The sequence below is a fragment of the Pseudomonas sp. JDS08PS003 genome, from assembly GCF_045013505.1.
GTDB classification, from domain to species: domain Bacteria; phylum Pseudomonadota; class Gammaproteobacteria; order Pseudomonadales; family Pseudomonadaceae; genus Aquipseudomonas; species Aquipseudomonas protegens_B.
The window spans coordinates 4639154-4658959 of sequence record NZ_CP120724.1 but is presented as its reverse complement, the minus strand read 5'-3'; the positions used below and the strand labels follow the sequence as shown (position 1 = coordinate 4658959).

The window sequence follows — 19806 nt, the reverse complement described above, 5'->3', positions numbered from 1 at the left end:
GTGTCTTGGGGGGTCACAAGGAAGGTTGGACAGGGCTGTCGGGCTCGCCCCGTGCCGCGGTGCTCGAAGGCACGTCGCGGACAGCGGGCAGCGGGATCAGCAAGGGGGTGGCATGGCCGGCCAGGGACAGGGCCTGGTCCTCGCCATAGCGCTGGACACGAACCTGGGTGGTGCCGATTTCACGCAGGCTGCCGCCCCCGGGAAGGGGCTCGCCGATGCGGTAGAAACGGCTGCCTTCAGGGGACTCGATCAAGGCCCGGGACAGTTCCGGGCGGCTTTCCACCAGGCTCGCCAGCAGCGTCAGGGGCACCCGTGGCTGGTTGCCGCTGGCCTCCTGGGGCTGCACGCCGAACAGTTGGGCAATGGCTGCGGTGTCGGGTGGCTGATGGGCCGGGGCCGGGGCTTCGGCAGGCACTGCGGTGCCGCTCTGCTCCAGATTCTGCAGCCACAGCCAGCTGTCACGGCCAAGCCAGCCCAGCCAGCTCAATAGCAATAGCAGCGCGCCGGCCCGCAGGGCGACGCGTGGGCAAAAGCGCAAGGCGTTCACAGGGACATGCGCTGCAGGAGTTTTTCACCGTGCCAATGATGCACGGCCACCGCCGCCACATGCCCGGCCACCAGCAGCGCCAGGGCCATACAGGCGTACTTGTGCAGCACATTGAAGAAGTCGGTGAGCAGGGGTTCTTGAAGGGGCTGAGCCAGAGACAGCACGCCGAAGAGGTTGATCGGTCGCTCCATCATCAGCACGCCGGTGACCAGGACAAAACCGGTCACGACGTAGAGCGCCAGGTGGCCGCATTTGGCCAGCAGGCGCAGGGTTCGATTGGCGTGCACCGGTTCACGATGATCCAGGGCACAGAGAATTCGCAGGCCGAACAGGGGAATCAGCATGAAGGTCAAGGACACATTGACGAAGCTGATGCCATCGGCGATCACGGTTGGCAGGTCAAGCAAGGCGTTGCCGAAGCCGCTGACAGTCGCCCAGATGATGATGCAGGCGAACGTCCAGTGCAGCAGCACGTGGGGTCTGGAGTAATTGCAAGTAGGCATAGGGGGCATGACTGGCAAAAGAAGCGTGGCGCCGGGGCGCCACGCTCGGGTTGACGAAGGTGTGACTTACTGGCGAGTCCAGGCCGACGGCCAGTTGGCGCCTACACCCGGCTCGAATGCAGTGGCACCGCTGTTCCACTGAATGCAGTAGCCGCTGTAAGGGAACGGGTTGCACTTGTAGGTCTTGCCGTCTTTAGGCTGCAGGACCACGGTGCCGGCTTTGTAGGTGCTCAGGCCCTGTGGGAACACGTGGTCGTACTTGCCACCGCTCTCGCCGCCGCCGCTGCTTTCTTCCTGCTTGAGGGTGAAGCTGGCGGTCTGTTGCAGCAGGTCGCCCTTCTTCGAGGTGGCTACCACGATCAGGTCAAACTTGCCGGCGCTCTGACCGGTGAGCGGGATAGAGAAGTGCGGGGTGTTGCCGGCCGGAGCCTGCTGGAACGCTACGCTTTCATTCTTGGCGTTGTACACGGTGGCTTTCACGGTGTAGTCGCCGCCCTTGGCAATGGCGTTGAAGTGCAGGTCGACCTTGCCGTCCTTCAAGGTGTATTCGGACTGCATGCCGGTGATGGCCAGCTCGCCCGGCTTGGCCGCCTGTTCCTTGTCGATCATCACGTTGACGATGTCGCTGCCTTTCTTGACCAGGATGTCGTTCTTGCCGAAGTTGGGCACCACTTCGTCCTTGTCGTTGAGCAGGCCCATCTGGTAGCCCTGCTTGGCGGCGTTGACCTTCTTGGCCAGTTCGCGCGGCCAGACGTCGGCCTTGGCCAGTTCGGCAGAATCGATGTTCAGCACGACTTGCTTGGCGTTCACTTCGCCCTGTGCGTTGAACACGCGGGTCTTGACCTTGTCGCCGATGCTCAGTGCTTCAGGCTGTACTGCGCCCACGGTGGACCAGGAGGATGGAATCACTGCGCCGTTGTCGATGTTCAGGTCGACCACGCTGTAGAAGGTGGCGTCGGTGTCGTGCACTTTCCAGGTGGCCAGCAGCACGTGGTAGCCGCTGCGGTCAGACGGGATGTTCACGGTGTGCTGAGTCTTGCCACCGGCGGGGGCCGGGGTGTTCAGGGCTGGCCATGGCTGATCCAGCAGCGGCTTGAGCTCGAAGGAGTCACGGGTCAGCTTCTGGTTCGGGTTCCAGTCTTTTTTGGTGATGTAGAACTGCCAGTAGCGAGTGGCGTGACCGGCGGTGTACTTCCAGGTGAAGGTTTGCGGACCCGGCTTGACGGTGGTCTTGGTCCAGCGAGTGGCCGATTGCTCGTTGATCTCGGCGAAGCGGTCAAGGCCGCCGGCAGGGATGGTGCCATCGGCTGGGCCGCACTTGGTGAAGTCACCGGTACAGGCTTGGGCGCTGCTTGGGAAGTGCGAGAAACCACCGCCCGGACGACCGATGTACTCGGCGCTTTGCGGTTCGTAGGTGATGGCGCCGCAGTTGGCGTTGAGTTGACCGCCATTGCTGCTGCACATGAAGGAGCGAGCTTTAGGGGATTCAATGTAACCGTGGGCGGACGCTTGTTGAGCGGCAAGACCGGCAGCGCCCATGGCCAGGACCAGAGGCAGTTTGAGGAACGAGCGGGCTCGGGTGGAGTTGATCATTGAGAAAGCCTTGAGCAATTAGAAATGGATACAAAAGGTCCCGAGGGTGCGGATGGGGTCCGACCTGATGGGGCGGCTGGCCTCCGTGCCGACGCATCCCCGAGAGCAGAGACAGGCTACGTGGCGGGGCAGAGCGGTCCCATGGGACGAGTACGAGAGTCGTCCGCTGAAGCCGGACCAACAGGCAAAAAAAAGCGTGGCATTCACATGCCACGCTCAAGGGTCAAACCTTCGCTTTATTGGTTATTGGTGATCCCAGGCCATGCCCCAGTGGCTGCCGGTACCCGGCTCGTACTGAGTGGCGCCGGCTTTCCACTGCACGCAGTAGCCGCTGTAGGGGTGCGGTTTGCACTTGTAGGTCTTGCCGTCCTTGGGCTGCAGCACCAGGGTGCCGGCCTTGTAGGCGCTCAAGCCTTGCGGGAAGACGTGGTCGTACTTGCCGCCTTCAACGGGCTTGTCGCCGCCGTTGCCCGGCTTGTCACCACCGTTGCCTGGTGTTTCGCCGCCACCGACGTTCTCTTCGGCCTTCACGGTGAAGCGTGCGGTTTGCTGCATCAACTCGCCTTTCTTCGAGCTGGAGACCACCACCAGGTCGTATTTGCCGGCCTTGGTGTCTTTCAGCGAGATCGAGAAGTGCGGGGTCAGGTTGCCGATCGGTGCATGTTCATAGGCCAGGGTCTTGCCTGCGGTGTCGAACACCTTGGCGTAGACGGTGTATTCGTCTTTCGGGTCGCTGGCCTTGACGATGGCGTTGAAGTGCAGGTCGACCTGGCCGTTCTTCGCGGTGTATTCAGACTGCACGCCGGTGACGCTGAGCTCGCTCGGCTGGCTGGCCAGTTCCTTGGCGATGATCACGCTGCTGATGTCGCTGCCCTTGTTGACGAAGATGCTGTTCTTGCCACGGTTGGGCACGATCTGATCCTTGTCGTCCAGCAAGCCCATCTGGTAGCCGAGTTTGGCGGCGTTGACCTTCTTCGCCAGTTCGAACGGCCAGACGTTTTCGTTGGCCAGTGCTGCCGAATCGATATTCAGCACCACTTGCTTGGCCTGTTGTTCGCTGTTGGTGAACACCCGGGTCATGACCTTGTCGCCGACTTTCAGCGGCTCGGGCTGGACCGCGCCGATGTCGCTCCACTGCGATTCAACCGCGTTGGCGTTGTCGATGTTCAGGTCCACCACCGAGTAGAAAGTGTTGGAGTTGTCATGCACTTTCCAGGTCGCCAGCATCACGTGATAACCGCTGCGGTCGGCCGGGATATTGACCACGTGCTTGGTGTTCTGCCCGGCTTTGGCCGGCATGCTGCCGTTCCATTTTTCATCCAGCAACGGGGTCATTTCGAACGAGTCGCGGGTCAGCGGTTGGTTCGGGTTCCAGTCTTTCTTGGTGATGTAGAACTGCCAGTAACGGGTAGCGTGGCCGGCGGTGTACTTCCAGGTGAAAGTCTGCGGGCCCGGCTTGATGGTGTTCTTGGTCCAGCGGCTGCTCGACTGTTCGTTGAGCTTGGCAAAGCCGGTCATGCCACCGGCGGCAATGGTGCCGTCGGCCGGGCCGCAAACGCGGAAGTCGCCGGTGCAGGCCTTGGCGTTGCTCGGGAAGTGCTCGCGGCCGCCACCCGGCGTGCCGAAGTACTCGACGCTTTGCGGTTCATAGGCGACAGAGCCGCAGTTGCCGTTCTGGTTGCCACCACCGGCACTGCACATGAACGAACGGGCTTTCGGGCTTTCGATGTAGCCGTGGGCGCTGGCTTGTTGAGCCGCGAGCGAAGCCATGCCGATGGCCATGGCCAAAGGCAATTTGAGGAATGAACGGGCTCGGTGCAACGTGATCATCGATTGATCCTTAGTTTGAAATTATTGGATTCAACAGGCGATCGTGGGGAAGGATGGACGAGCTCAAGTTGAGTCTGGCATCCCTGTCTGGCGCCCCCCGAAAGCAGGCGCCAGAGTAGGACGGGTGAGTGTCGGTTCACATGGGACGGGTACGAGAGTGCACCAGGGGCGCCCGGGCGATACCCCGGGACCAGGGCCTGAGGGGCTGACGCAGGGCAGCCAGGTCGGCCTTGGCCTGTTCGAAGATGCGTTCCATGGACGCCAGCAGCCTGGCCTGGCAGCGGCGCACGGCGTCAGGCTGCTGGACATTGACCTGCCTCAGCCCATGGCAGGCCGCGGCCATTTCGCTGGCATCGATCAGGCAGGCCACGCCCGTCAGGCGATGACTCAGGTCGCCGATGGTCTGGGGCGCCGCGGTCAGATCGGTTTCGCGCAACTGGGCGATTTCCTGCTGCAGGTTCTTGGTCAGTTCCAGAAGGATGCGTCGGCGCAGGATCGAGCTGTTCTTGCCCACTTCGTCCAGGTGGTCGAGGTTGAACGAGCGCTCGTGCTCCACATCCTCGTCAGCCGGGGCATGGCTGCCGAGCACTTCCCGCAGACGCGCCAGGGTCACCGGCTTGATCATCAAATCGTTCATCCCGGCGTTGGAGCACTGGGTGGCCTCGTTGCTCAGGGCGCTGGCGGTGTAGCCGATGATCAGGCGCGCTGGCGTGCCCCGGCGCCGCTCGTCTTCGCGCACCGCACGGGTCAGGGCATAGCCGTCCATGTCCGGCATGTTGCAGTCGCTGATCAGCACGTCGTAGGGCGATTCGCTCAGGGCCAGCAAGGCCTGCTCGCCGCTGCACACATGCTCGGCCTGATGGCCCAGGCGGGCCAGTTGCAGGGTCAGCACCAGGCCATTGGTGGACACGTCGTCCACCACCAGCACCCGCAGCGATTCGGCGGCTTGCTGTTGTGGCGTCAGCGGCTCGGGTGACGGCGCCAGGGGCAACTGCCAGCTCAGGGGCAGTTCCACATGCACGCAGCAGCCCTGGCCGGGTTCGCTTTCCAGCCAGATGTGGCCGTCCATCAACTGGGCCAGCTGGCTGCAGATGCTCAGGCCCAGGCCCGAGCCACCGTACAGGTGTGCGGTGCGGGCGCTGGCCTGGCGGTAGGGCTCGAAGATCAGGGGCTGCAAGGCCTGGGGAATGCCGATGCCGGTGTCGCAGACGCTCAGGGTCAGCAGGCTCACGCCTTCGCGCAGCGGGATTTCCTTGACCCGGGCCTGAATGCTGCCGTGGTCAGTGAACTTCAGCGCGTTGCTGATCAGGTTGTGGAAGATCTGCTGCAGGCGCAGGGAGTCGATCCAGTGCAGGCGCTGGCGGTCGGCCTGGTAGTCGAAGTGCAGTTGCAGGTTCTTTTCCCGGGCCTGGGCGGCGAACAGGCCGAGGCTGTTGGTCAAAAGCGGTTCCAGTGCCGTGGGGTGCGGGGCCAGTTGCATCAGGCCACTCTCGATCTTGTCCAGGTCGAGGATGTTGCCGATCAGGTCGATCATCGACGTCGCCGATTGTTGGGCCACCCGCAGGTTGTGCGAGGGCGTGTTGCGGCCGCTGGTTTCAAGCTCCAGCAGGCCCACCAGGGCATTGAGCGGGGTGCGCAGTTCGTGGCTCATGGAGGCCAGGAACTCGCTCTTGGCGGCGCTGGCCTTGAGTGCCACCTGCTTGGCTTCACGCAGTTTGATCTCCAGGTGCTTGCGTTCGGAGATATCCAGCCAACCCCCCAGCAGCCCTTGCAACTGGCCCCGGGCGTTGTAGAACGGCACCAGCCACTGATACAGGTAGCGCTGCTCGCCCTTGATCACCAGGCTGGTGTCGAGAAAGCGCGGCCGGTGGTTGTTCAGCAGTTGCCGGTGTTCGTCCTGCAGGATCTGCGCGAAGTCTGCCGGCATGTTCGGCTGTTCGGTGGGCAGGCAGTTCTGGACCAGATCCTCGGCGGTGGAGAAAAACTCTTCGTAGGCGCGGTTGCAGGTGCTCAAGCGTCCGTGCAGGTCGCACACGTACAGCGGAGTCGGCAGGCCGTTGAGCAGGGAGAACTGGAACGCCAGTTTGTCCTGCAGCCGGGTCTGGGCGCAGATCCGCTCCTTGACCTGGATCTTCAGTCGCCAGTTCCACACCAGGGACAGGACGAAGATCACCAGCGCCACGATGCCGATGTGCCAGGCCTGTTCGGCCGCCCATTCCCAGAAGTTGTCCCGGGGGCGTTCGGCGATCACCTGGATATCGCTCTGCGGGGTGCGCGACAGTGAGTCCAGCAGCTTGTTGAGGATGCTCAGCAATTCGCCGGAGCCTGCGGCCACGGCGAACTGATGGGGGCTGGGCGTGGCCTTGATCGACAGGCCGTATTGCAGGCCCGCTCCGGGTTGGGTCTGGCTGGCGCTGGGGGTGTCCAGGGTGGCGTCTACCCGGCGCTGCAGCACCAGGTCCAGGGACTGCTGGTAGTTCTCGGTGAGCAGCAGCTGGATCTTGGGGTAGCGCAGGCGCAAATGGTCATACAGCGGGTGATAGCGCGACAGCGAAAGCTTGCGGCCTTCCAGGGCTTCCAGGGAACTGGGAGAGCTGTCGCCGGTGCGGATGATGAAGGTCCAGGTGCGAGTGCCATAGGGCTGGCTGAAACGCACGCCGCGCGCGCCGTCGACCATGCCCAGGGTGCGGCTGGTCAGATCGGCCTGGCCCTGGCTCAACTGTTCCAGATCGTTGGCCCGGGACAGGCTGGGCTGGATGTTCAGTTTCAGGCGAAACGAGCTGGCCAGGGTCTGCAGCAGGTCGATGCTCAGTCCTGCCCACTCGCCGTCGTTGTTGCGATACAGGTACGGCGGTGCTTCCTGGGCCAGCAGGTTGATCTGCTGATGGTCCTTCAGCCACGCCAGTTCCTGGGGGCTGAGCATGAAGGCATCAGTGGGCGAATAGGGGAAGGGACCGTGGCTGGCGTGCTGTTGGACCTTGAGTTTCTGTGTCTCGGGAATGCTGTGCAGCACATGGTTGAGCAGGGCCAGCAGGGTGGGCTCGTCGCGGCGCGCGGCAAAGGCGAAACCGGTGGTGGGCAGGTGCGCGGAAAACTTGTTGTGCAGGGCCAGGTCCGGGCGTGCCTGCAGATACAGGTTGGCGCGGAACTGATCGCCGATAAAGGCATCGGCCTCGCCCTGGGCCACTTGTTCGAAGGCCAGTGCCGTGGTGCGCACGCTGCGTATCAGCGCCTGGGGGTAAGCCTGGCGGACCTGCTCCGGTTGCAGGTAGTTGTCCAGCACCAGCACCTGCTTGTTCTGCAGGTCCAGGGGCAGGCTCTGGTCGCTGGTGCGGCCGACGATGATCGGCTGGTTGCGCAGGTAGGGCAGGCTCAGGCGCAGGTTCGGGTTGGCTTCTTCGAACTCGGTGGCCCGGGCCAGCAAATCGACCCGGTGCTCCAGCAGAGCTTCCACGGCGGCCTGGGGCGAGGGCACCTCGACACTCTGAAAGTGCAGGTCCAGTTGTTCGCCGATCAGCTTCAGGTAGTCATCGGAGATCGACTTCAGGACCTGATTGCCGGCGCTCTCCAGAGGCCGGTCGGGCGGCACGATGCGGGCCACTTTGAGGGTTTTGCGCGGCAGGCTGTTGCGCATCGCCAGCAGCTTGTTCAAGGGCAGGTTGCCGTCCGTCGCGGTGTCCGGGTTGTCGGCCCAGGCGGTTGGCAGCGTGCCCAGGAGCGCCAGGGGAATGAGCAGCAGGCAAAAGCGCTGCATCCTCCGGCGCACGAAGGAAAGCGAAATCAGGGGCATAGGGGGGAAGCTCCGGGATTCTGCCGCACGGGGCGGCTCAGGAAAGGCCGTGTTCCTGGATGTAGAGAAACAGGCTGGCCGAGGTGTCCAGGCCGAGCTTGCGCATGGCGCTGCTTTTTTGCGTGCTGATGGTCTGTTTGCTGCGGCACAGGTGCTGGGCGATGGCACCGATGCTCATGCCGGTGCCATACAGGCGCAGCACCTCGATCTCCCGCGCGGACAGTTGCTCCGGTTGCATCAGCGGCTTGCCGTGCAGGGCGGTGCTGGTGTCCAGCAAGTGCTGGATCGAGGCCGAGACAAAGGGCGAGCGCGGGCTGGCGGCGACCGCCTTGGGCAGGTCATTGAGCAGCCCGCGCTTGCTCACCAGCCCCTGGACCCCCAGTTTGAGCACGCTGCTGATCAGCGCCGGGTTGTCGAGCATGGTGATCACCACGATCGCCAGTTTTGGATAGAGCGAACGCAGGCGACGGATCAGACGAATCCCGTCCACTTGGTCGCCACCGGGCATCATCAGGTCGGTCAGCAGCAGGTCGCAGGGCTGGCGCTGCAGGTTCTCCAGCAGGGTTTCCACGCTGTGGGCCTGAGCGACGACCTCCAGGTCGGCACGGCTTTCCAGCAGGGTGTGAATCCCAATCAGAGTCAGGGGATGGTCATCGGCTATCTGGACGCGGATCGGCATCGTGTTTGTTTACTCGGCTTTTCGACAGGCATGAGCCCACAAAAACGCGCGGCTTCCTATCAAGGAGCGGGCATTTTGCTTGTGGGGTCGTCAGAGGATTCGCAGGGTATCACTGAAATTGACGCCAAAAAGACGTCTTTGGCACTTTAAGAATCGTCTTATGTTTGCCAGGAAATTTCCTGAGAAGTTGTAGGGGAATTACTAAAGATCTTGCAAGAAACGCCTCTAGTACAGACGTTTCATCGGTGTTTTCCCTGTCGGATCTACAGCCTTTGGTGCCCGGGGCAACCCCGTCACTCCAGGGGCGGCAAACGCCGTTTGATTGGCGACTTCTTGATGATTGCGGTGTTGGTTTCGGCGAAATGGTTGAGGCGGTCCAGCAGGGTGTCCAGCTGTTCCATGGAGCGCACTTGAAGGCGGGCGATAAAGCAGTCGTCACCGGTGACCTTGTCGCATTCGGTGAACTCGGCAATCGCCAGAATCTGCCGTTCCACTTCCTGCAGTTTGCCCGGCAAGGGACGAATGCGGACGATGGCCTGCAACTGGTAGCCCAGAAGTCTTGGATCGATCTCCAGGGTATAAGCGCTGATCACGCCGCGTTCTTCCAGTCTTTTCAAACGTTCGGCGACGCTGGGAGCGGACAGGCCGCTGATCTGCGCCAGGGCCTTTAGGGAGCGGCGGGAGTCCTGCATCAGGGCACTGATCAGTGCCTGGTCGATGGCATCAAGCATGGCGATCTCGTTAGGTTGGATGGCTATTTTGCCTTGATAAAAAAGGCCTTGTGGCAGTCTAGCCTAGGTTTTGAACTGGCGATGGTCAGTTCGCGCTGGGCATAATTTGCCCACTGCCAGAGGAGCTTGATGATGGATGCACTGACTCGTCGCGGATCGTTGGAAATGACCGCCGCCATGCTGATTTCCGGAACCATCGGCTGGTTCGTCCTGGTGTCCGGGCAACCGGTACTGGACGTGGTGTTCTGGCGTTGCCTGTTCGGCGCCGGGGCCTTGCTGCTGATTTGCGGCGCTTTCGGTTTTCTTCGTAAGAACATTCTGACCAAGCGCACGCTGATCCTGGCGGTGCTCAGTGGCGTGGCCATTGTCGGTAACTGGGTGCTGTTGTTCGGCTCCTATTCCCGAGCCTCGATTGCCATTGGCACCGCGGTGTACAACGTCCAGCCTTTTATCCTGGTGGCCCTGGGGGCGTTGTTCCTGGGGGAGAAGATCACCCCGCAGAAGCTGTTCTGGCTGTGCCTGTCCTTTGCCGGGATGCTGGCCATCGTCAGTGCCCACGGCGCCCAGGGCGAAACCGGCAACGACTACCTGCTGGGCATCGCCCTGGCCCTGGGCGCCGCGTTGCTGTATGCCTTTGCCGCGCTGCTGATCAAGCGCCTGAGCGGTACGCCGCCACACCTGATTGCGCTGATCCAGGTCTGCACCGGGGTGCTGTTGCTGGCGCCCTGGGCCAACCTCGGCGCGCCGCCCCAGCAGGCCACGGCCTGGGCCAGCCTGCTGACCCTGGGCATCGTGCATACCGGGGTGATGTACGTGCTGTTGTACGGGGCGATTCAGAAGTTGCCGACGGCGTTGACCGGGGCCTTGTCCTTCATCTATCCGATCGCGGCGATCTTCGTCGACTGGCTGGCTTTCGGTCATCGCCTGGGACTGCTGCAATGGGTGGGCGTCGGCGCGATTCTGCTGGCCGCCGCCGGCATGCAGCAGGGCTGGACCCTGAAGCGCCGGCGCGGCGTTTTGCAATGAGCGCAGGGGACGCAGGGCGCAGACCTGCAATGGGTTCCACGCCCGCTGGCCTGGGGGGTAGTGCCGCGCCTGTACCGGTCGGCACCTGACCTTGACAGGCCGGGGTGCAGCGCTAGTTTTTATCCAGTGTCGGCCGATTGGCCACGCACTTTCCCCCGGTGATCCAGGCCCCTGGCAACTCGCCCGGGTACGCCTCGATCATCCGCAACCACCGACTCGCGTCGTGCCGGGTCGGCCCTGGAGCGATCATGAGCACTCGACGCAAGGTTCCCGGAATCCGCAACTACGATGGCCCCGCCGGTGGCTGGGGTGCACTCAAGGCCACCGCCACCGCGGTGCGCGAACAGATGGATACCCTCAAGGCGCCGCTGACCCTGATGCGCACCAACCAGCCCGACGGCTTCGATTGCCCCGGCTGTGCCTGGCCGGACAAGGAGCACAAGTCGACCTTCCAGTTCTGTGAAAACGGCGCCAAGGCAGTGACCTGGGAAGCCACCAACAAACGCGTGACCCCGGCCTTCTTCGCCGAGCATCCGCTGACCTCGCTGTTGCAGCGCTCCGACTACCAGCTCGAAGACTTGGGCCGCCTCACCGAGCCTCTGGTCTATGACCGCGTCAGCGACACTTTCAAGCCGGTAGCGTGGCAGGCGGCGTTCGAGCGTATTGGCCAGATCCTGCGCGGCCTGCAACCCGAGCAGGTGGAGTTCTACACCTCCGGCCGCGCCTCCAACGAAGCAGCCTACCTGTACCAACTGTTCGCCCGGGAATACGGCAGCAACAACTTTCCCGATTGCTCGAACATGTGCCACGAGCCCACCAGTGTCGGTTTGCCGCGCTCCATCGGCATCGGCAAGGGCACGGTGTCCCTGGAGGATTTCGATTTCTGCGAGCTGATCATTTCCATCGGCCACAACCCGGGCACCAACCACCCGCGGATGATGGGCACCCTGCATGAAGCCTCGCGGCGCAAGGTGCCGATCATGGTCTTCAACCCGCTGCGCGAGCGTGCCCTGGAACGCTTCGCCGACCCGCAGAACATGGTGGAGATGGCCACCTACGGCTCGACCCGCATTGCCTCGTCGTACTTCCAGGTCAAGGCCGGCGGCGACGCGGCGGCGATCAAGGGCATCATGAAGGCCCTGCTGGCCCTGGAGGACAGCCTCGGGCAAGTCCTCGACAAGGCGTTCATCGCCGAGCACACCCTGGGCTTCGAGGCCCTGGTGGCGGATCTGCACGCCACCGCCTGGGCGGACATCGAACAGGCCAGCGGCCTGCACCAGGCGGACCTGGAAATGGTCGCCGCGGCCTACGCCAAGTCCAATGCCACCATCGTCACCTACGGCATGGGCATCACCCAGCACAACGAAGGTACCGCCAATGTGCGGTTGATTTGCGACCTGCTGATGCTGCGGGGCAACCTGGGCAAGCCGGGGGCGGGGATCTGCCCGTTGCGCGGGCATTCCAACGTGCAGGGCAACCGCACCGTGGGCATCACCGAGAAGCCTTCGAAAGCGTTCCTCGACAAGCTCGAACAGGCGTTCGGCTTCAAGCCGCCTTCGGCCCACGGCCATGATGCGGTGCAGGCGATGCAAGCGATGATTGCCGGCAGTGCCAAGGCGCTGCTGTGCCTGGGGGGCAACTTCGCCGTGGCCCTGCCGGACCCTGGCCAGTGTTTCCCGGCCATGGCCAAGCTCGACCTGAGCGTTCACGTGGCCACCAAGCTCAACCGCAGCCATTTGCTGGTGGCCAAGGAGACTTTCATCCTGCCCTGCCTGGGCCGCACCGAGCTGGACCTGCAGGACGGTCTGCGCCAGGCCATCACCGTGGAGGACTCGATGTCCATGGTCCACGCCTCGGCGGGCAAGCTGACCCCGGCGTCGCCGTTGCTGCTCTCGGAACCGGCGATTGTCGCCGGCATGGCCAAGGCCACGCTGCCCGGCAGCCGCGTGCCCTGGCTGGAACTGGTGGCCGACTACGACAAGATCCGCGACCTGATCGAACAGACCGTGCCCGGCTTCGACGGCTACAATGCCCGCATCCGTGTACCGGGTGGTTTCCGCATGCCCCTGGCGGCGGCCGAACGCCAATGGCTGACGCCCTCGGGCAAGGCCGAGTTCTTCGTCTTCCCCGGGCTGCACGAGGACAAGGAAGTGGACGGCGCCGATGTGCTGCGGCTGATCACCCTGCGCAGCCACGACCAGTACAACACCACCATCTACGCCCTGGACGACCGCTATCGCGGGGTCTTCGGCCGGCGCGACGTGCTGTTCATCAGCCCAGGGGACCTGGCCGCCCGTGGCCTGGCCCACGGCGATCTGGTGGACATCGAGACGGTCATCGGCGGGCGTCGGCTGCGTTACGAAAACATCACCGCCATCGAGTACAAGATCGCCCCGGGCACCGTGGGCGCCTATTACCCCGAAGCCAACCGCCTGGTGCCCCTGGACTACCTGGATGTGGACAGCGGCACGCCGTCCTACAAATCGGTGCCGGTGCGGGTGCTGCGCTCGACCCTGGGCAGCGCCGCCTCCTGAACCGCCGATGTGGCGAGGGAGCTTGCTTGCGCTCGGTCGCGCAGCGGCAGCAAGCGCCCTCGCCACGGCCACAATCTGCTATTTTCCTGTCGGTGATTTTTTCGACCGCAGCCTGTGGAAACCATCAATGACCGACCTTTCATCCATGGCCGAGCGTCTGCCCGAGCCGCAAGCCATCTGCAACCCCATCACCCGTAGCGCCATCTTTATCGTCGCCACCCTGGCCCCCGGCGCCAGCGCGGCGAAAACCGTGCGTGAGTGGTGCGCCGATGTCGCCGCTCTGACCCGTTCGGTGGGCAAGCGCGTGCCGGGGGGCAATCTGTCCTGTGTCTGCGGTTTTGGCTCCAATGCCTGGGACCGGCTGTTCGGCGGCCCGCGCCCGGCGTCGTTGCACGCTTTCCGTGAAGTGGGCGTAGAAGGCCGCCGTGCGCCCTCCACCCCGGGCGACCTGCTGCTGCATATCCGTGCCGAGCAGATGGACCTGTGCTTCGAGCTGGCCACACAACTGCTCAAGCCCCTGGGGGATGCAGTCAAGGTGGTGGATGAGGTCCAGGGCTTCCGTTATTTCGACATGCGCAGCATGGTTGGCTTCGTCGACGGCACCGAGAACCCGGAAGGCCGCGAGGCCGTGGATTTCACCCTGATCGGGGACGAAGACCCGTCGTTCTGCAATGGCAGCTACGTGTTGGTGCAGAAGTACCTGCACAACATGGCGGCCTGGAACGAGCTGACGGTCGAGGCTCAGGAACGCATCATCGGCCGCACCAAGCTGTCGGATATCGAACTGGATGATTCAGTCAAACCCAGCTGTTCCCACAGCTCCCTGACCACCCTGGAAGAGAACGGCGAGGAGGTGAAGATCCTGCGCGACAACATGCCCTTTGGCCGTCCGGGCGCGGGGGAGTTCGGCACCTACTTCATCGGCTACGCCCGTTCGCCACGGCCGGTGGAGCAGATGCTGGAGAACATGTTCGTCGGTCGCCCGGCGGGCAACTACGATCGCCTGCTGGACTTCAGTACCGCGGTCACCGGCGGGCTGTTCTTCGTGCCGTCCGCCGATCTGCTGGAAGACCTGGCCGAGCGCGCCGCGGCCGGCCAGTAAACGACAGAACCCCGGCCCGCTGCTGCGGGCCGAGGTTCCAGGCGTTATGCAGCCATCTTCAGTGACTGTGCATTCCAGCGGCCTGCATCAGCAGCCGCAACAGGCCGGCCACCAGCCCCAGGCCGATGACACTGCTCAGCCAGATGCCGAACATCCACAGCAGGCGCTGCCAACCGGGTGCCGGTTGTGCCGGCCGGGTCGTGATCTTATCCATGAGCCAGCTCCAGCATCAGTGCGCCGCTGCAGGCGAGCATCAGCACCAGGCCAAAGAACAGCAGGCTCAACTGCGCCACTTGCCTGTGCCAGGGCTGGCTGGTCAGGGCCTTTGCTCGATCAGTGGTAGCCATCGCCAATCCTCACTTTGCCGCGGAACACGTAGTAGCTCCAGCAGGTGTACATCAGGATGATCGGCAGGATGAACAGGGTGCCGATCAGGATGAACAACTGGCTGGACAGGGGCGATGCCGCGTCCCACAGGCTGATGGACGGCGGCACGATGTTCGGCCAGATGCTGAACGCCAGGCCGATGTAGCCGAGGAACACCAGCACCAGGGTGAACACGAACGGCCAGTGGGAATGATGCTGGCGCAAGGTCCCCAGCAGCCCGCACAACGCCAGCAGGCCCAGCACCAGCAACGCACCGAAGATCACGATATGGGCATGGCTGAACCAGCGGGTGGCGATTTCCGGGTGCAGCAATGGGGTCCAGACGCACAACACCGCCACCACCGCCATCAGCGCGAACGCCAGGGGCCGGGTGTAGTGGCGCATGCGCGCTTCGAGCATGCCTTCGGTCTTGACCAGCAGCCAGGTGCTGCCCAGCAGCGCATAGGCCACGATCAGCCCCAGGCCGCAGAACAGCGGGAAGGGTGCCAGCCAGTCCAGGGAGCCGCCGGCGAACTGGCGATTGACCACCGCGATGCCGGAAATGTAAGTGCCGATCACAATGCCCTGGCACAGGGTCGCCAGCAGCGAGCCGCCGATAAAGGCCCAGTCCCAGATATGCCGCTGCTGCGGGCTGGCCTTGAAGCGGAACTCGAAGGCCACACCGCGGAAGATCAGCCCCGCCAGCATGAAGATCAGCGGCAGGTACAGGGCTTCGAGAATCACCGAGTAGGCCAGGGGGAAGGCCCCGTACAGCGCTGCGCCACCGAGGATCAGCCAGGTCTCGTTACCGTCCCAGACCGGGGCCACGGTGTTCATCATCACGTCCCGTTCCCGGGCATCGGGGATCAGCGGAAAGAGAATCCCCAGCCCCAGGTCGAAGCCGTCCATGATCACGTACATCATCACCCCAAAGGCAATGATCACGCCCCAGATCAACGACAGGTCTATGCCTTGAATCGTCATGTCGATATCCCTTGTTTCAGTGGTGGTGGTCGCTGGACGCGAAGGTCTCGGCGATGGCGGACAGTGGACGGCGCGGTGTTGGCTCCTGGCCGACAGGGTGGGTCGGCGGGTGCTCGTGGTGGGGCTGCGGGCCCTTGCGCACCAGCTTCATCATGTAGCCGATGCCCACCGCGAAGACCGAGAAGTAGATCACCACGAACAGCGCCAGGGAGATGCTCAGTTGGGTCACGCTGTGGTTGGACGCGGCGTCGCTGGTACGCAGCAGGCCGTACACCACCCAGGGCTGGCGCCCGACTTCGGTGGTGATCCAGCCCGCCAGCATGGCGATCAGGCCGGTGGGGCCCATCCACAGCACCAGGCGCAGGAACAGGCGGTTGCGGTACAGCGCGCCGTTACGCCGCAACAGCAGGCCCAGGACCCCGGTGAGGATCATCAACATGCCCAGCCCGGCCATGATGCGGAAGCTGAAAAACACGATGGCCGAGTTGGGACGGTCTTCCTTGGGGAAGCTCTTGAGCGCAGGGATCTGCTTGTCCAGGCTGTGGGTCAGGATCAGGCTGCCCAGGTAGGGCAGTTCCACGGCGTAGTCGGTTTTTTCGCCGTCCATGTTGGGAATGCCGAACAGCACCAGGGGCGAGGGTTCGCTGCCGTGGTTTTCCCAGTGGCCTTCGATGGCGGCGATTTTTGCCGGCTGATGTTCCAGGGTGTTGAGGCCGTGGGCGTCACCGACCACCGCCTGGATCGGCGCCACGATCAGCGCCATCCACAGCGCCATGGACAGCATCTTGCGCACCGGCGGCGTGTCGTTGCCCCGCAGCAGGTGCCAGGCGGCGCTTGATCCGACGAAGAACGCCGTGGCGACGAACGCGGCAATCGCCATGTGCGCCAGGCGGAAGGGGAACGACGGGTTGAACACGATCGCCAGCCAGTCCATGGGCATGATCCGCCCATCGACGATGGAGAAGCCCTGGGGCGTCTGCATCCAGCTGTTGGAGGCGAGAATCCAGAAGGTCGAGATCAGGGTGCCGATGGCCACCATCACCGTGGCGAAGAAGTGCAGCCCGCGGCCGACCCGGTTCCAGCCGAACAGCATGACCCCGAGAAAGCCTGCTTCAAGGAAGAACGCGGTCAGCACCTCGTAGGTCAGCAGGGGGCCGGTGATGCTCCCGGCAAAGTCCGAGAAGCGGCTCCAGTTGGTGCCGAACTCATAAGCCATGACCAGCCCGGAGACCACGCCCATGCCGAAGTTGACGGCGAAGATCTTCGACCAGAAGTGATACAGGTCCTTGTAGGTGCTGTTGTGGGTCTTGAGCCACAGCCCTTCGAGCACCGCGAGGAAACTGGCCAGGCCGATGGTGATGGCGGGAAAGATGATGTGGAACGAGACCGTGAACGCGAACTGGATGCGTGCAAGGTCGAGCGCCTGTAGATGAAACATGACGATACCCTCGTATTGGCTTGATGCCCGAGCAGGCACTGCGCGGCCGTCGCGAACCCATGGGCTCGCGGCGGGGGCAGGGGCACTGCGCGGGTGAAGGCTGGGGTGGTGGTCGCACCGCCCCAGGCTGGGTCACACGCCGACGGACTGGATCAGGTTGCTGGCCGCAGCCGGCTCCAGGCGGATGGCGATGAACTTGGAGGTCGGCGTGTAGGTCCGGTCGCCATAGCTTTCCAGGGGCACCAGGGGGTTGGTTTCCGGGTAGTAGGCGGCGGATTGGCCGGCGGGAATGTCGTAGGCGATCAGGGTGAAACCACTGACCCGACGCTCCCGGCCGTCATCCCACAGCGAGACGATGTCGACCTTCTGCCCCGGCTCGAAACCCAGCTGGCGAATGTCCTGTTCGTTGGCGAACAGCACCTCGCGCATGCCGTAGACCCCGCGATAACGGTCATCCAGGCCATACAGAGTGGTGTTGTACTGGTCGTGGGAGCGCATGGTCTGCAGGATCAGGTCCGGCTTGACCTTGAGCTTGCGCACCCCAGCACTGATCAGGTGCTCGGGCAGCACGCTGGGGATGAAGCGCGCCTTGCCGGTGGTGGTGTTCCAGCGCCGCTGGGTGGCGTCGTTGCCCAGGTGGAAGCCGCCGGGGTGCAGCAGCTTGAGATTGAAGTCCTCGAACCCGGGGATGGTATCGGCGATCAGGTCGCGGATGCGTCCGTAGTCTTCGATGGTCCACAGCCAGTCGATGGGGTGCTGGCCCAGGGTGGCGTTGGCGATGCCGGCGATGATCGCCGGTTCCGAGCGCAGGTGCGGCGACTTGGGTTTGAGTTGGCCATGGGAGATGTGCACCATGCTGAAGGTGTCTTCCACGGTGATGCCTTGCGGGCCATTGGCCTGGATATCGATATCGGTGCGGCCCAGGCACGGCAGGATCAGCGCCTCGCGACCGGTCACCAGATGGCTGCGGTTGAGCTTGGTGGCAATGTGCACGGTGAGCTCGCAGTTGCGCAGGGCGGCGTGGGTACGCGGGGTGTCCGGGGTGGCCTGGGCGAAGTTGCCTCCCAGGCCGATGAACACCTTGGCCCGGCCCTGTTCCATGGCCGAGATCGCCATCACCGTGTTGTGCCCGTGCTCCCGTGGCGGCTTGAAGCCAAAGCGCGCTTGCAGGGCATCCAGCAGCTCGGTGGGCGCCAGTTCGTTGATGCCCATGGTGCGGTCGCCCTGCACGTTACTGTGGCCGCGCACCGGCGACAGGCCGGCGCCGGGGCGGCCGATATTGCCCCGCAGCAACAGCACGTTGATCACTTCCTGGATGGTCGGCACCGAATGGGTGTGCTGGGTCAGGCCCATGGCCCAGCACATGATCGCGCGCTTGGCCTTGCGGTACATGCGCGCCGCCAGCTCGATGTCGGCGAGCGTCAGGCCGGACTGCTCGACGATGTGGTTCCAGGACGTGGCATCGACCTCGGCCAGGTAGCTGTCCAGGCCCGAGGTGTGCTCGGCAATGAAGGCCCGGTCGAACACCGCTTCGCCGTTGTTGGCCAGGGCTTCGCGCTCCCAGCGCAGGAGGAACTTGGCGATGCCGCGAAAGGCCGCCATGTCGCCGCCCAGGGCCGGGCGGAAGTAAGCCGAGGAGGTGGGCTCGGAGCCGTTGGTGAGCATCTCCAGCGGGTGTTGCGGATGTTGGAAGCGTTCCAGGCCACGCTCTTTGAGCGGGTTGAAGCAGATCACCTGGGCACCGCGTTTCACCGCCTCGCGCAGTGGCTCCAGCATCCGTGGGTGGTTGGTGCCGGGGTTCTGGCCGATGACGAAGATCGCGTCGGCTTCTTCCAGGTCATGGAACACCACCGTGCCCTTGCCCACGCCGACGCTTTCGAACATGCCCACGGCACTGGCCTCGTGGCACATGTTCGAACAGTCGGGAAAGTTGTTGGTGCCATAGGCGCGCACGAACAGCTGATACAGGTAGGCCGCTTCGTTGCTGGCCCGGCCCGAGGTGTAGAACTCTGCCTGGTTCGGCGAGTCCAGCCCTTTGAGGTGGCTGGCGATCAGCTCGAAGGCCTCGTCCCAGGTGGTTTCTACATAGCGGTCCTGGGACGCGTCGTAGCGCATCGGGTGGGTCAGGCGGCCCTGGTACTCGAGCCAGTAGTCGCTCTGCGCGGCCAGGGCCGAGACTGTGTATTTGTTGAAAAAGGCCGGGTTCACCAGGCGCCCGGTGGCTTCCCAGTTGACTGCCTTGGCGCCGTTCTCGCAGAACTTGACCATGCCGTTTTCCGGCGACTCGCCCCAGGCGCAGCCCGGGCAGTCGAAGCCGCCGTTCTGGTTGGTCTTGAGCATGGCGCGGATGTTCTTGAAGGCGTTTTCACTGCCCAGCCAGTTCTTGGTCACGGCGATCAGTGCCCCCCAACCGGCGGCCGCCCCCTTGTAGGGTTTGTATCGATCAACTTCGCTCATGATATTTCTCCAATACAGCGCACGCAGGCAACCGCCCGACAATGAATCAATGTCAGTGATTGTTTTACTGCACAGGCTAAATGCGGTTTTGTTGTGAAGCCGTTTAAGTTTGGATCTGCTTAGGGCTACGGAGTGACTTGAAGGCCTGTTTCATGGGCCACGAATAAAGCCTATTCGGCGCCTGTGTCGGCTGTCTAATCGCAATTAATGACCGGCTGATCGAAAG

General features: G+C 63.5%; 15 protein-coding genes. 3 read left to right on the top strand and 12 right to left on the bottom strand.

What is annotated here, in order from left to right; translation table 11 throughout:
* Nucleotides 1-13 precede the first annotated feature (13 nt).
* The 7 genes from P7C00_RS20565 to P7C00_RS20535 form a co-directional block, all read right to left on the bottom strand.
* The gene (locus P7C00_RS20565; protein ID WP_346635241.1) at nucleotides 14-538 is read right to left on the bottom strand and encodes a type II secretion system protein N; all 525 of its coding nucleotides are present in this window, start codon (nucleotides 536-538) and stop codon (nucleotides 14-16) included.
* Nucleotides 539-543: 5 nt separating this feature from the next.
* Nucleotides 544-1050, bottom strand: coding sequence for a cytochrome b (locus tag P7C00_RS20560; RefSeq protein WP_404937255.1), 507 nt, complete (start codon nucleotides 1048-1050; stop codon nucleotides 544-546).
* A 66-nt stretch (nucleotides 1051-1116) separates the two neighbouring features.
* Nucleotides 1117-2643, bottom strand: a complete 1527-nt coding sequence (gene gbpA / locus P7C00_RS20555) for an N-acetylglucosamine-binding protein GbpA (protein WP_346635243.1) — start codon at nucleotides 2641-2643, stop codon at nucleotides 1117-1119.
* 243 nt (nucleotides 2644-2886) lie between these two features.
* Entirely contained in the window at nucleotides 2887-4473 is a 1587-nt protein-coding gene (locus tag P7C00_RS20550) for a lytic polysaccharide monooxygenase (protein WP_404937254.1), read from the bottom strand.
* 136 nt (nucleotides 4474-4609) lie between these two features.
* The gene (locus tag P7C00_RS20545) at nucleotides 4610-8263 is read right to left on the bottom strand and encodes an ATP-binding protein (RefSeq protein WP_404937253.1); all 3654 of its coding nucleotides are present in this window, start codon (nucleotides 8261-8263) and stop codon (nucleotides 4610-4612) included.
* Nucleotides 8264-8300: 37 nt separating this feature from the next.
* Nucleotides 8301-8942, bottom strand: a complete 642-nt coding sequence (locus P7C00_RS20540) for a response regulator transcription factor (protein ID WP_346635246.1) — start codon at nucleotides 8940-8942, stop codon at nucleotides 8301-8303.
* 293 nt (nucleotides 8943-9235) lie between these two features.
* Nucleotides 9236-9673, bottom strand: a complete 438-nt coding sequence (locus P7C00_RS20535) for an Lrp/AsnC family transcriptional regulator (protein ID WP_346635247.1) — start codon at nucleotides 9671-9673, stop codon at nucleotides 9236-9238.
* 132 nt (nucleotides 9674-9805) lie between these two features.
* Here P7C00_RS20535 and P7C00_RS20530 point away from each other — a divergent pair, with 132 nt between their 5' ends.
* The 3 genes from P7C00_RS20530 (at nucleotide 9806) to P7C00_RS20520 (ending at nucleotide 14335) form a co-directional block, all read left to right on the top strand.
* Nucleotides 9806-10699, top strand: a complete 894-nt coding sequence (locus P7C00_RS20530; RefSeq protein WP_404937252.1) for a DMT family transporter — start codon at nucleotides 9806-9808, stop codon at nucleotides 10697-10699.
* Nucleotides 10700-10947: 248 nt separating this feature from the next.
* Nucleotides 10948-13233: an FdhF/YdeP family oxidoreductase gene (locus P7C00_RS20525; RefSeq protein ID WP_404937251.1), complete on the top strand. Its 2286-nt coding sequence runs from the start codon at nucleotides 10948-10950 to the stop codon at nucleotides 13231-13233.
* A gap of 127 nt (nucleotides 13234-13360) precedes the next feature.
* Nucleotides 13361-14335 (top strand): Dyp-type peroxidase, encoded by a 975-nt coding sequence (locus P7C00_RS20520; RefSeq protein ID WP_346635250.1) that lies wholly within the window; start codon nucleotides 13361-13363, stop codon nucleotides 14333-14335.
* Nucleotides 14336-14393: 58 nt separating this feature from the next.
* Here P7C00_RS20520 and P7C00_RS20515 read toward each other — a convergent pair whose 3' ends face one another.
* The 5 genes from P7C00_RS20515 to P7C00_RS20495 form a co-directional block, all read right to left on the bottom strand.
* The gene (locus P7C00_RS20515) at nucleotides 14394-14549 is read right to left on the bottom strand and encodes a DUF2474 domain-containing protein (protein WP_346635251.1); all 156 of its coding nucleotides are present in this window, start codon (nucleotides 14547-14549) and stop codon (nucleotides 14394-14396) included.
* Nucleotides 14542-14682, bottom strand: coding sequence for a hypothetical protein (locus P7C00_RS20510; RefSeq protein WP_404937250.1), 141 nt, complete (start codon nucleotides 14680-14682; stop codon nucleotides 14542-14544). Before P7C00_RS20510 ends, P7C00_RS20515 begins: the two co-directional genes overlap by 8 nt.
* Nucleotides 14669-15685: a cytochrome d ubiquinol oxidase subunit II gene (gene cydB / locus P7C00_RS20505; protein ID WP_346635253.1), complete on the bottom strand. Its 1017-nt coding sequence runs from the start codon at nucleotides 15683-15685 to the stop codon at nucleotides 14669-14671. The genes P7C00_RS20510 and cydB overlap by 14 nt, the downstream gene beginning before the upstream one ends.
* Nucleotides 15686-15701: 16 nt before the next feature.
* Nucleotides 15702-17123 (bottom strand): cytochrome ubiquinol oxidase subunit I, encoded by a 1422-nt coding sequence (locus P7C00_RS20500; protein ID WP_346635254.1) that lies wholly within the window; start codon nucleotides 17121-17123, stop codon nucleotides 15702-15704.
* Nucleotides 17124-17255: 132 nt separating this feature from the next.
* Complete coding sequence (locus P7C00_RS20495) at nucleotides 17256-19580, bottom strand: FdhF/YdeP family oxidoreductase (protein ID WP_346635255.1); 2325 nt, start codon at nucleotides 19578-19580, stop codon at nucleotides 17256-17258.
* Between the last annotated feature and the right edge of the window lie 226 nt (nucleotides 19581-19806).